This window comes from Sodalis sp. RH22 (assembly GCF_047324165.1).
Classification (GTDB): domain Bacteria; phylum Pseudomonadota; class Gammaproteobacteria; order Enterobacterales; family Enterobacteriaceae; genus Acerihabitans.
In genome coordinates this window covers 3,726,739-3,739,082 of record NZ_CP178731.1, presented here as the reverse complement: position 1 = coordinate 3,739,082, position 12,344 = coordinate 3,726,739, and the positions used below count along the sequence as shown (strand labels likewise).

Annotated in this window: 10 protein-coding genes; 7 read left to right on the top strand and 3 right to left on the bottom strand. The window is 54.0% G+C overall.

Annotated features, from left to right (window positions below):
• Positions 1-5 precede the first annotated feature (5 nt).
• From trmL to cpxR, 3 genes are all read right to left on the bottom strand, one after another.
• Positions 6-473 carry a tRNA (uridine(34)/cytosine(34)/5-carboxymethylaminomethyluridine(34)-2'-O)-methyltransferase TrmL gene (gene trmL / locus ACL2XN_RS16955; protein ID WP_410012725.1) on the bottom strand — a complete coding sequence of 156 codons (468 nt, stop codon included), beginning with the start codon at positions 471-473 and terminating at the stop codon, positions 6-8.
• Positions 474-548: 75 nt separating this feature from the next.
• Complete coding sequence (gene cpxA / locus ACL2XN_RS16950) at positions 549-1,958, bottom strand: envelope stress sensor histidine kinase CpxA (protein ID WP_410012724.1); 1,410 nt, start codon at positions 1,956-1,958, stop codon at positions 549-551.
• Entirely contained in the window at positions 1,955-2,653 is a 699-nt protein-coding gene (gene cpxR / locus ACL2XN_RS16945) for an envelope stress response regulator transcription factor CpxR (protein ID WP_413729119.1), read from the bottom strand. Before cpxR ends, cpxA begins: the two co-directional genes overlap by 4 nt.
• 148 nt (positions 2,654-2,801) lie before the next feature.
• Between cpxR and cpxP the strand changes: the two genes are divergently transcribed.
• The 7 genes from cpxP to rbsC all read left to right on the top strand — a co-directional run bounded on the left by cpxP (position 2,802) and on the right by rbsC (position 12,333).
• The gene (gene cpxP / locus ACL2XN_RS16940; protein ID WP_410012722.1) at positions 2,802-3,293 is read left to right on the top strand and encodes a cell-envelope stress modulator CpxP; all 492 of its coding nucleotides are present in this window, start codon (positions 2,802-2,804) and stop codon (positions 3,291-3,293) included.
• Positions 3,294-3,826: 533 nt separating this feature from the next.
• Positions 3,827-4,789: a 6-phosphofructokinase gene (pfkA, locus tag ACL2XN_RS16935; RefSeq protein ID WP_410012721.1), complete on the top strand. Its 963-nt coding sequence runs from the start codon at positions 3,827-3,829 to the stop codon at positions 4,787-4,789.
• Positions 4,790-5,127: 338 nt separating this feature from the next.
• Entirely contained in the window at positions 5,128-6,117 is a 990-nt protein-coding gene (locus ACL2XN_RS16930; protein WP_410012720.1) for a sulfate ABC transporter substrate-binding protein, read from the top strand.
• Between the two features lie 334 nt (positions 6,118-6,451).
• A complete protein-coding gene (locus ACL2XN_RS16925) occupies positions 6,452-9,229 on the top strand; it encodes a hypothetical protein (RefSeq protein WP_413729118.1) in 2,778 nt (925 codons plus the stop codon).
• 197 nt (positions 9,230-9,426) lie between these two features.
• Positions 9,427-9,846 (top strand): D-ribose pyranase, encoded by a 420-nt coding sequence (gene rbsD / locus ACL2XN_RS16920; RefSeq protein WP_413721806.1) that lies wholly within the window; start codon positions 9,427-9,429, stop codon positions 9,844-9,846.
• Between the two features lie 7 nt (positions 9,847-9,853).
• Complete coding sequence (gene rbsA / locus ACL2XN_RS16915) at positions 9,854-11,365, top strand: ribose ABC transporter ATP-binding protein RbsA (RefSeq protein WP_413729116.1); 1,512 nt, start codon at positions 9,854-9,856, stop codon at positions 11,363-11,365.
• Positions 11,365-12,333, top strand: a complete 969-nt coding sequence (gene rbsC / locus ACL2XN_RS16910; RefSeq protein WP_413729115.1) for a ribose ABC transporter permease — start codon at positions 11,365-11,367, stop codon at positions 12,331-12,333. The genes rbsA and rbsC overlap by 1 nt, the downstream gene beginning before the upstream one ends.
• The last annotated feature ends 11 nt before the right edge of the window (positions 12,334-12,344 follow it).

Genomic DNA, 12,344 nt, shown 5'->3' with positions numbered 1-12,344 from the left:
AACGGCTACGGGCGCGCGCTTTCATACCCTAATTGGCGCCAGGCTTCATAAACCACCACTGCGACGGCATTGGACAGATTCATGCTGCGGCTGCCGGGTTGCATTGGAATGCGGATTTTATGATCCCCGGGCAGGGTATCGAGAATGGCGGGCGGTAAGCCGCGCGTTTCCGGACCGAACAGCAAATAATCTCCCGGCTGATAGCTCACCGCGCTGTGGGCGGGACTGCCCTTGGTGGTCAGGGCAAACAGCCGCCGCGGCGCCTGCGCGGCCAGGAAGGCGCCATAATCATGGTGACGCCTGATATCGGCGAACTCATGGTAATCCAGCCCGGCGCGGCGCAGGCGCTTATCATCCCAGGTAAACCCCAACGGCTCGATCAGATGCAGCTGAAACCCGGTATTAGCGCACAGGCGTATGATATTGCCGGTATTTGGCGGGATTTCCGGCTCGAATAAAACGATGTGTAGCATGGTGCCCCCTTGACGAGGGCGAAGGATAGCAAATAAAACGCCGCCATGCCGCAATTGCCTACTTCCGGCCGCGTCTTATTTGCTCTCGGCTTTGTTCTCCGTGCCCGCCGCCGGGCGCCGGTGATGCAACGGCAGCCACATGACCAGCCGCAGCCCGCCAAGCGGGCTGTCTTGCGCTTTAACCCAGCCGTGATGCTGCTCCACCGCTTTTTCGACAATGGCCAGGCCCAGTCCCGAGCCGCCGGATGCGCGATCGCGCGCTTCATCGGTGCGATAGAACGGGCGAAAAATCTGTTCGCGATCTTCAGCGCTGACGCCCGGCCCGTCGTCATCGACGATAATGGTGACCCCCTGCTGATCGGCGGTAAACGTCACCGAAATTTGCTGATTCGAGTAACGCAGGGCGTTGCGCACCACATTTTCCAGCGCGCTGTCGAGCGCGGCGGGATTGCAGACCAGCATCCAATTGCCGGGAGGCGAGGCGATGCGCAGGGTTTTGCCCATCTGTTCGGCTTCGAATTTGGCATCGTCCAGCACATCGTTCCACAAATCGCCGGCCGTGACGTATTCGCGGGTCAATTCGTTCTTATGCTGATTGCGCGACAGCACCAGCAAATCATTAATCATCGAGTCCAGACGCTGCGCCTCGGTCTCGATACGGGCCAGTTCATGGCCCTCGCCATGTTTACGCCGCATCAGGGCGGTGGCCAGCTGTAAACGCGTCAGGGGGGTGCGCAGTTCGTGGGAAATATCGGACAGCAGGCGTTGCTGGGCATTAACCATTCTTTCCAGGGCGCTGACCATCTGGTTGAAGCTGACGCCGGTGGCCAGAAATTCTTGTGGACCGGCTTCCAGCTCGGGATGCTGGCGCAAATTGCCCCGGGCCACCTCATCGGCGGCATGCTTGAGTTTACGCGCCGGTTTCGCCAGGCTCCAGGCCAGCCAGAGCAGCAGCGGGATGCTGATAAGCATGGTGACAATCAACAGCAGCAGCGGCCGGTCGAACATCAGGCTGATGAAGTCCGACTGTGAATTGCCGGCGGGGCGGATTTGATACAGCTGATAGTTATCCTCGCCGTCCCGCACCGGGAACGGCCCCACCAATTCCACGCGGCCATATTTTTTCTTTTGCGGATGATCGGAGTTGTCGGACTGGCCGATAAAATTACGGATAACCTGCATTTCATTACGCTGGGCGCCGATGACCCGCCCTTCGCTGGTGACCAGAATCAGCCGCTGCCCGGGAGGCGCCCATTTATCGATGGAGCGGAACAGCCGCCGCCACCACATCAGGTCGTTGGCAGGATCTCCCGCCAGCTCCGCTTCCACATGCTGTTGCAGCATAATGCCCTGGCGCTGTTCGCTGTCGAGCAGCGGCGTCAACTGACGGGAATCCAGCTTGGGCACCATCAGCACCAGCATCAGCACCAACGCCAGGGTCAGCCAGAAAATGGCGAAGATCCTGGCGGTTAAACTGTTTATCATGCGGCGGATACCATCAGGTAGCCTCGTCCCCGCAGGGTTTTAAACCACGGATGCCCGTCCCTGCGTTCCGGCAGTTTACGCCGCAGGTTGGAGATATGCATATCGATCGCCCGGTCGAACGGCGTCAGGCGTTTGCCCAGCACCTCCTGGCTCAGGTGTTCGCGGGAGACCACTTGGCCAAGATGCTGGGCCAGCAGGTAAAGCAGCGTAAACTCGGTACCGGTCAGCTCCAGCGCAACGCCGTCGAAGGTGGCTTCCTGACGCCCCGGATTCAGGCGCAGAAAATCCACCTCCAGCGCGGGCGTGCCGGCATCGCCGGCCTGCTGCTGCTCGGTCCAGTGCGAACGGCGTAAAATGGCCCGAATACGCGCCACCAGCTCGCGATCGTTGAACGGTTTGGGCAGATAGTCATCCGCGCCCAGCTCAAGCCCCAGCACCCGATCCAGTTCGCTGCCGCGCGCGGTCAGCATAATCACCGGCGTTTGATGCTGCTGGCGCAGCTCCTTAAGCGTATCGATACCGTTTTTGCGCGGCATCATCACATCAAGCAATAGCAAATCCACCGAGCTGTCCAGCATGTTCAGCGCCTGCTCGCCGTCATAGGCGACCAGGACTTCAAAGCCTTCCATCTCGAGCAATTCTTTTAATAATGCTGTTAATTCGCGATCGTCATCAACCAAAAGGATTTTATTCATTTTTATTCACCTCATGATGCAAAATACGTCAACAATCACTACCAATCCATGACTTTACGTAGCTTTACATCCCCTGACGCATGTTTGCAGCGGCCTCAGTAGAATGACTTCATGGTTAAGCAACAAAGAAAGAGTCAAGGGGTTAAGGATGCACAAGCTTAACGTATTGGTCATCGCCGCCGCCCTGGTAACAGGAAGCACCCTGGCCGGCGAGCAGACCGCTACGGAAAGTTGGCATCACGATGATATCGCCAGTCGGCTAAGCGATAGCCATTACAGCATGTTTGACGGCGTCAGGCTCACCGAACAACAGCGGCAACAAATGCGTGATTTAATGAGTCAGGCCCTGCTTGCCACTCCTCGCTTTAATATTAGCGAAATGGAACGGCTGCATACATTGGTGACGGCGGAAAATTTTGACGAACCGGCAGTGCGGGCCCAAACGGAAAAAATGGCGCAGCAGCAGGTGATCCGTCAGGTTGAAATGGCCAAAGTACGCAACCAAATGTACAACCTGCTGACCCCGGAGCAAAGACAAATTTTGAATCAAAAACATCAGCAGCGTATCGCCGAGATCCAGCTGCAGATGGCGGAAATGACCCAAACTTCGTCCCAGAAGCCAGCGTTGAGTAACGAGTAGCAACGCCCAGTGTAGTGATGTGAGATGTGAAAAGTTGTGATGAGTACCGTAACGCGTAAGTAAGTAAATAGTGCATTCCCATTTTTCCTTGCCATAGACACCATCCCTGTCTTCCCCACCGAAAGGTGGGTTTTTTTTTGCCTGAAGATCCCTGAAGATCCTGGATGCGACCCGCTCGGAAAAACCGGGCGTCGGCCATATGGCATCGGAGGCGTACAGCGAGACGGTAACATCTGTTATCAACTGCAATGCTGCATTCATCCGGCGGCGGCATTATGGTATTACGCGGCTGCGTTTATCGGCACCCCATATCCTTTTTGTGGCGAAAAAAAGCGCGGGCAAGCGGAAATGCAATGCATTATCATATGGCTTAAAACCAGCAGATAGTCGGATGTTGCCTGACCTGAATCAATTCAGCAAATCGGATTTGAGATACTATTTTTACCATAAGCCAAGGGCCTTAGTGCAAATGGGACCCGATATTCAGCCGGCATAGTGTATTCTACAATTATATTTAAAGTTCAGAGGTAGTCATGATTAAGAAAATCGGTGTACTGACAAGCGGCGGTGATTCACCAGGCATGAATGCAGCGATCCGGGGCGTGGTGCGCGCCGGCCTGTCCGAGGGATTGGAAGTGTACGGCGTCTATGACGGCTACCTCGGCTTGTTTCAGGATCGGATGAAGAAGCTGGACCGTTATAGCGTGTCGGATATGATTAACCGTGGCGGCACCTTCCTCGGCTCCGCCCGCTTTCCAGAATTCCGGGAAGAGGGTACCCGCGCGATAGCCATAGAAAATATGAAAAAGCGCGACCTTGACGCCCTGGTGGTCATCGGCGGCGACGGTTCCTATATGGGGGCGAAACGCCTTACCGAAATGGGTTTCCCCTGTATTGGCCTGCCCGGCACCATCGATAACGACGTCGCCGGCACCGATTATACCATCGGCTATTTCACCGCGCTTGAAACGGTGGTCGAGGCGATAGACAGGCTGCGCGATACGTCCTCCTCGCACCAGCGCATCTCCATCGTCGAAGTTATGGGGCGCTATTGCGGCGACCTGACTATGTCCGCGGCTATCGCCGGCGGCTGTGAATTCATCGTGCTGCCGGAAGTGGAATTCAAACCAGACGATCTGGTGTATGAAATCAAAGCCGGGATCGCCAAAGGTAAAAAACACGCCATCGTCGCCATTACCGAACATATCTGTAATGTTGCCGAGCTGGCGCAATATATCGAAAAAGAGACCGGCCGCGAGACCCGCGCCACGGTTTTAGGGCATATCCAGCGCGGCGGCAGCCCCGTGGCCTACGATCGCATCCTCGCCTCGCGCATGGGCGCGTTTTCGATTGAGCTGCTGCTGCAAGGCTACGGCGGGCGTTGCGTCGGGGTGCAAAACGAAAAACTGGTTCACCATGACATCGTCGATGCCATAGAAAATATGAAGCGACCATTTAAAAGCGATTTGCTGGAATGCGCTAAAAAACTGTATTGATATCCGCGCCGCAAGCCGATGGCCACGGCGCCGCCAAAGGACAAGGCCTTGGTTCTCACGGATGAGAACGCCATTGCGGCGTTTCCCGGCCCCCCTAGAATAATACCCGGCCTTTCTTGCCTCACCCGCCTTTACTCCGCCCAACCTCTCGTAGACGCCAATCCCAGAGCACGCCCGTTACGCCGCCGTTCCTTTGCCGTGCCGTTGCGGCACATTCACTGGTTATCTCTTTTGATTATATAAATTACGTTTTTATTCTTTAAAACACGCAGCGATTTCTGACACTCTCTGGTTAAGCACTATTCACATGACAAAAAATTCTCTTGGGGAGTGGAACGATGTCGAAATGGCAAGCAGGGCTGTTGTTGATGCTGTTATCTGGAAGCGCACTGGCAAAGGATGTTCAATTATTAAACGTATCCTATGACCCGACGCGTGAGTTATACCAGGATTATAACGTGGCTTTCAGTAAGTATTGGCAGGACAAGACCGGAGATAAGGTGACGGTGCGCCAGTCGCACGGCGGCTCCGGCAAACAGGCCACTTCGGTTATCAACGGACTCGACGCGGATGTCGTAACCCTGGCGCTGGCATACGATGTGGATGCGATTGCCGAGCGCGGCAGCATCGATAAAAACTGGATAACCCGCCTGCCCGATAACTCCGCCCCCTACACCTCCACCATTGTCTTCCTGGTGCGTAAAGGTAATCCTAAACAGATCCATGACTGGCCGGATCTGATTAAACCGGGTATTTCGGTCATTACGCCAAACCCGAAAACCTCCGGCGGCGCGCGCTGGAATTACCTGGCTGCCTGGGGTTACGCCCTGCATCATAATAATAACGATCAGGCGAAGGCCCAGGACTTTGTCAAAGCCCTGTTTAAAAACGTCGAAGTACAGGATTCCGGCGCGCGTGCCTCTACCAATACGTTTGTGGAACGCGGCATCGGTGATGTGCTGATCGCCTGGGAAAACGAAGCGCTGCTGGCCGTCAATGAAGTCGGCAAAGATAAATTCGATATCGTGGCGCCAAGTGAATCCATCCTGGCTGAGCCTACCGTATCGGTGGTTGACAAGGTGGTGGACAAGCGGGGCACGCGTGACATCGCGACCGAATATCTGAAGTATCTTTATTCAACCGAAGGTCAACGTATCGCCGCCAAGAATTATTATCGCCCGCGCGATCCGGCAATCGCCAAAGAGTTCGCCAAGGAGTTTCCGCAGATTAAATTATTTACCCTTAAGGATGACTTCGGCGACTGGCAGAAAGTGCAAAAAGTCCATTTCTCCACCGGTGGCAGTTACGATCAAATCAGCCAGCGTTAATTATAAATTAACTCAATACGAAGTTTTATCTTAAAAAAATGCCGTGCGGCGACACCGTATGGCATTTTTATGATTTGTATGACAGCCGTTTAAAATATCCCGCAGCGCGGTCTGCCGCCGGCACAAGGGCTGGCCGCTTCGTTAATCTATCGTTAACCCACTGTATTCCATATTTTAATTATCTCCCGCTAATTTTTTATGCAACATATGGATAACAGCACCAAATTCTCAATTAATGAACACCCGGCTTGTCATGATTAAGGGTTTTTTGCCTTGGCAAAGGTCATTGCGACTTGAATAACATCATGATAGAGGGAGGGAAGGGATTCACATTATGCCATCATCCGCTATTCAGCACAGGGAACATATCGGACGCTACCACAGCCAGACTCACGATTATGTCAGTAATAAAAAAATCCAGCAAAAATTGAACGGCATGGCCGCGTCGCCAGGCGATGGGGTCGTGGGCGCCAGGGCGCATCTCATGCTTCAGGCGCTCACGCTGGCCACCAATATATCAGTGAGCCTGGCGCCGGCAGCCGTGCGGCCATCCGGGCGCGCCGTTTCTCCGTTGCTTTCTCGCCAGGCCGCGCCCGCAGGCCCGGCGGCGGCGCCACCCGCAAACAGCATCCATGAAATGAAGGGCAAGGCACCACAACGGCTACTGTTTAAGATGTTAAGCGCGGGACAAGGCTATGCGGAGCATGGCATCGGTCAAGACGCGATTGCGTTTATGTATATTTCGCCAGAAAAGGATAAGTCTTTTAGACAGAAGCGAATATCTTTAGATATCTCAGCCGGTCTGCAAGAACAGGATTACCGGGATTATATTGAAAAGAATTGCCATATCAGGACCAAAACCAACCAAGGGAAAGTATTGGGGGATAGTCTGCTTGTCACCGGCGAATATATCAGGAATCCCGTTCGTGGTTTCGCCGAAAAACTTAAGGAGTGGATCTGGGGTAATGGTGAACTTTCTGAAATAGGGGCCATACTGTTTGAAGTTGTCAATCTTGGTCATGACATCATTTTCGGGATTTACACTATTGGCGCGTACCCGATTATAAAATATACTTCGGCAAAAGCCTTGTCTGTATCAGGCCATTCCATCAATGGTGACAGCAACTGCGTCAGGAACGAATTTTCGGCTGAGGAAATGGCCAATCTACTGTTCAATACCGAGGTTGGCATTACCGACCGCAGGGCTTTTTCAAATCCACTGTTACATCACAAACCACGGGAATTGCAAAAGGCAAATGCCTTTGATCCAGACGGGGTATTTGTTCACGAAAAATATCCGACCGGTATCAATACTGTCAAACATCTTGCCGTTGACCTGGATGGCGCCATCCAGCGTGTTCGGCAAACAGAAGCGGGTGAATACATTATTCCAACTGGGCAGCAGGGTAATAACGCTAAAACTGGCCGGAAAGTTTTTTATGACGCGATAAATGATAAGATCCATATCGACGGAGATGTGCCTGAAGGGCAGGGAGTTGATTATACAGTACAAAACGGTAAGAAATTTATTAAATTATATGGCGAGAATTATGAACTTAAGTATAGCGCGGGGAAAAGAACGCACGAAGTGAAATTGCGGAACCATGACGGAACGGAATCCCGGATTCCGGTATATCATGAAAAAATCAGCCATTCTTGGCATCTTGGCACACACAATAACAAACCTGCCTTCACGTTTAGACAAGAGAAAAGAATTAAGTCGTTCAAGGTGAGGTTTGACGGCGCCTATGAATATATTCAGGTTGATAACCTTAATCCCAAACACTATGGTGCCGGTAAAATTATTGAAGTCAGGTCAAAAGACACAATGGCTATGGGTGATAATGTCATAATGAGGGTGGTTGAGCTGAAGGGAGAATTAGTGCCTGTGCGCGCGGCGGTAGTGCCCAAAAGAGGCCTTAAATATGAAATTTTTAATCGGGCTATGCCTGGCCGGCGCGGCCATCCCGTCGAGTTTGACGGTCGCCGCTGGTTGTTTGAAGCGCCGACGTCAATCCATGTCGCCAAAACGCTGCGACGCGCCATTGCCAAGGATATTGTCGGGGAGAGCGTCAACGCGTTCGATTTGTCCACGCCTGATAAGCTTGGCCTGCGCTGGGATATAAATAATAATTCATATCTGAAAATTAAAAATAAATATTTTAAAGTGAAAAGATATCCGCAAACCGCATACAAGTTTTTTCTGATGAATAATCATCGAAAAATCAACCTTCGCTTCAAGAAAAATAAATTTCATGTCGAAAATTTTAGGGAAAGGATTAACGATCTCCTTAAGATTGGCATGAGCGGCCGGGGGGGACTCAGGCCGCGTAAGCATGCTGTGGATATTCTCAAGGACCTGGATGGGTTCGACCTTGAACAGGCCAAAACACTGCTGTCTCAATACCATTTCCCCCAGGAGGGACTGTTTAACGAATATTCGTTTGCCTTGCATATTGAACAGTTTAGTGAAATTCCTCCCTGGGCAAAACGGTTTAAAATTGATGAAAGCGCCGTCAATGTGGCGCCGGCGCAAGGGCGGAAAGTGCCTGTGTTTGATCCCGATGACGAATCCGTTAACCTTGAACTCCTGCTCGGTACGCAGATTGGTGAAGGTGATTACGGTATCGTTTTCCAGGATGGCCAGGATCCCAATTGGTATATCAAGATGATGCGCCCACATCCGGATGGCGACGCCGATATAGATATTGAAATGTTGGCGGAAAAGGAGGCTGAAAGCTTTCGTTTATATTATGGCCCGGAATCGGCAAAGGTATTTGCTGATAATGATGGTAATTTTTATAACAGAATGTACAAAATTCCCGGCATAACGTTAGATTCACTTCCCGAGGGCTCCCTGCCGCACGATGCAGTTGAACGCTTTGTCGATATGCTGGAAAAACTAAATAATGTCAATATGATACACGCTGATCTCCATGGGGCGAATATGTTGTGGGATGCAGAAAGTGAAATGTTTTTCCCCATTGATATCATTGATATTAAAAAAGATTTTTTTCGCAGCGGCAACGACTATAAACACAGTCTAAACATGCGTGGCGAAGAAAGATGGGACGATGTGATTTATGAGATCAAACAAAAGATGGCGCCCTGAGGCCATGGCAAGGATGCGGCCGCTCTTTATCCGGCGATAATGAACAACGCGCCGGTGGTCACGCCAGCCGCCGCCGTGCCGCCTGGTCCAGCGAAACGTTTCGATGGCGATCACATTTTTGATGTTTCCCGCTTGTGGCTTGGCCCGTTTGTGATTATTTTCAGCCCAGCGAAACGTTTCGCTGGGAGGATCTGCCAATGAAAAAAGGATTACTGCTCAACGCCGAGGTTTCCGCGTTGATTTCCCGCTTGGGGCATACCGATGAAATCGTCATTGCCGATGCCGGGTTGCCCATACCCGCGACAGCCGCCAGGATCGATCTGGCGTTGACCCAGGGCGTGCCGGGCTTTTTACAGGTGTTCGACGTCGTGGCCAGTGAGATGCAGGTGGAAAGGGCGATAATCGCCAGCGAAATGGCCGCCCATAATCCCGCGCTGCACCAGGCGTTGCTGGCCGGGCTGTCCCAGCTGGAGCAAGCGCAGGGCAATACCATCGTCATCGACTATATCAGCCATCAGGCATTCAAAGCGCAGACCGCCCACAGCCGGGCCGTTATTCGCAGCGGGGAGTGCTCGCCCTTCGCCAACGTTATCCTCTGCTCCGGCGTCACCTTCTGAGGCATTTATGCAACCCTTACTGCAACTGAGCGGGATAGACAAGTCGTTTCCGGGCGTCAAAGCGCTTTCCGGCGCGGCGCTGACCGTGTATCCCGGCCGCGTGATGGCGCTGGTGGGGGAGAACGGCGCCGGTAAATCCACCATGATGAAGGTGTTGACCGGGATTTACAGCAAGGATGCCGGTACGCTCATATTTATGGGAAAGGAAGTTGCCTTCAGCGGCCCCAAGGCGTCGCAGGAGGCCGGTATCGGTATCATCCATCAGGAACTTAACCTGATCCCTGAACTGACGATCGCCGAAAATATCTTCCTGGGGCGCGAATTCCTTAACCGTATCGGCGGCATCGACTGGAAGCGGATGTATCGCGAAGCGGACCGACTCCTGGGCCGCCTGAACCTGGGCTATAGCAGCCACCGGTTGGTGGGGGAATTATCGATTGGCGATCAGCAGATGGTGGAAATCGCCAAGGTAATCAGCTTTAAGTCGCAGGTGATCATCATGGACGAGCCCACCGATGCGTTAACCGATACGGAAACGGCATCGCTGTTCAGTGTGATAAACGAACTGAAGCAGCAGGGGTGCGGCATTGTCTATATCTCCCATCGGCTAAAGGAAATTTTCGAGATCTGCGACGATGTCACGGTGATGCGCGACGGGCAGTTTATTGCCGAACGGCCGGTAAACGAGCTGCAGGAAGACAGGCTGATTGAAATGATGGTGGGCCGCCGCCTGGAGGAACAGTATCCGCGCGTCACACAGCGTCCGGGCGAGGAGCGCCTGCTGGTCAGCCACCTGTCGGGCCCCGGGGTGCATGACGTCAGTTTCTCCCTACGCCAGGGGGAAATCCTGGGCTGCGCCGGGCTGATGGGCGCCGGCCGTACCGAACTGATGAAAACCCTCTATGGCGCCGCCAGGCGCACCGGCGGCAGCGTGACGCTCGACGGACGTGCCGTGGTCGCCAGGTCGCCCCAGGACGGGCTTGCCAACGGCATTGTCTATATTTCCGAGGATCGCAAGCGCGACGGACTGGTGCTGGGCATGTCGGTAAAGGAAAACATGACTTTAACCGCCCTGCGCTACTTTAGCCATCAGGCCGGTTGGCTGAAACACGCCGACGAGCGGGTGGCTGTCGGGGATTTTATCCGTTTATTTAATATCAAAACGCCGTCGATGGAGCAGCCTATCGGCCTGCTGTCCGGTGGCAACCAGCAAAAAGTCGCCATTGCGCGCGGCCTGATGACACGCCCTAAGGTGCTGATCCTGGATGAGCCGACCCGGGGCGTCGACGTGGGCGCCAAGAAAGAGATTTACCAGTTGATCAACCAGTTTAAACAGGAAGGGCTCTCCATCATCCTGGTGTCCTCCGAGATGCCGGAGGTCCTTGGCATGAGCGATCGCGTCATGGTGATGCATGAAGGCCGCTTAAGCGGCATATTCCCCATCGAACAGGCCACCCAGGAAGTGCTGATGGCCGCGGCCGTCGGCAAGCTTTATCGTACCCAGCAGGAGAATCAGTAATGAATTCCCGGACTATCCCCGTTAAACGCGGCATCAGCAAAGCCTGGCTGCTGGAGCAAAAATCGTTGATTGCGCTGCTGGTGCTGATCGCCGTGGTTTCTTCAATGAGCGCCAATTTTTTCAGCCTCAACAATCTGTTCAATATTCTCCAGCAGACCTCGGTCAACGCCATCATGGCGGTGGGTATGACGCTGGTGATCCTCACCGCAGGCATTGACTTGTCCGTCGGGTCGCTGCTGGCGCTGACCGGCGCGGTAGCCGCCTCGGTGGTGGGGCTGGAAATGAATGTCCTGGTGGCGGTGGGCGCCTCCCTGGCGCTGGGCGCGGCCATCGGCGCCATCACCGGCCTGATTGTGGCGAAGGGCAGGGTACAGGCCTTTATCGCCACCCTGGTCATGATGCTGCTGCTGCGCGGTATCACCATGGTGTATACCAACGGCAGTCCGGTAAACACTGGTTTCAGCGATACGGCCGACGCGTTTGGCTGGTTTGGCATCGGTCGTCCCCTTGGCGTGCCCACGCCGGTATGGATCATGGCCGTGGTGTTTCTTGCCGCCTGGTACATGCTGCATCACACCCGCCTGGGCCGTTATATCTATGCGCTGGGCGGTAATGAAGCCGCCACCCGGCTGTCCGGCATCAGCGTCGATCGGGTCAAGGTCATCGTCTACGCGCTGTGCGGGTTGCTCGCGGCGTTGGCGGGCGTTATCGAAGTGGCGCGCCTGTCCTCGGCGCAGCCCACGGCGGGTACCGGCTATGAGCTGGACGCCATCGCCGCGGTGGTGCTGGGCGGTACCAGCCTGTCCGGCGGGAAAGGGCGCATCATGGGGACGCTGGTCGGCGCGCTGATCCTGGGCTTCCTTAATAACGGACTGAATTTATTGAGCGTTTCCTCCTACTACCAGATGATTGTTAAAGCCGTGGTGATTTTGTTGGCGGTGCTGGTAGATAACAAAAGCAGTAAATAACCTCTCCCGCA

Excerpts from the sequence above, each read along its gene's own strand:
- trmL (WP_410012725.1), bottom strand. The coding sequence starts at position 473 with ATGCTACACATCGTTTTATTCGAGCCGGAAATCCCGCCAAATACCGGC.
- cpxA (WP_410012724.1), bottom strand. The coding sequence starts at position 1,958 with ATGATAAACAGTTTAACCGCCAGGATCTTCGCCATTTTCTGGCTGACC.
- cpxR (WP_413729119.1), bottom strand. The coding sequence starts at position 2,653 with ATGAATAAAATCCTTTTGGTTGATGACGATCGCGAATTAACAGCATTA.
- cpxP (WP_410012722.1), top strand. The coding sequence starts at position 2,802 with ATGCACAAGCTTAACGTATTGGTCATCGCCGCCGCCCTGGTAACAGGA.
- pfkA (WP_410012721.1), top strand. The coding sequence starts at position 3,827 with ATGATTAAGAAAATCGGTGTACTGACAAGCGGCGGTGATTCACCAGGC.
- ACL2XN_RS16930 (WP_410012720.1), top strand. The coding sequence starts at position 5,128 with ATGTCGAAATGGCAAGCAGGGCTGTTGTTGATGCTGTTATCTGGAAGC.
- ACL2XN_RS16925 (WP_413729118.1), top strand. The coding sequence starts at position 6,452 with ATGCCATCATCCGCTATTCAGCACAGGGAACATATCGGACGCTACCAC.
- rbsD (WP_413721806.1), top strand. The coding sequence starts at position 9,427 with ATGAAAAAAGGATTACTGCTCAACGCCGAGGTTTCCGCGTTGATTTCC.
- rbsA (WP_413729116.1), top strand. The coding sequence starts at position 9,854 with ATGCAACCCTTACTGCAACTGAGCGGGATAGACAAGTCGTTTCCGGGC.
- rbsC (WP_413729115.1), top strand. The coding sequence starts at position 11,365 with ATGAATTCCCGGACTATCCCCGTTAAACGCGGCATCAGCAAAGCCTGG.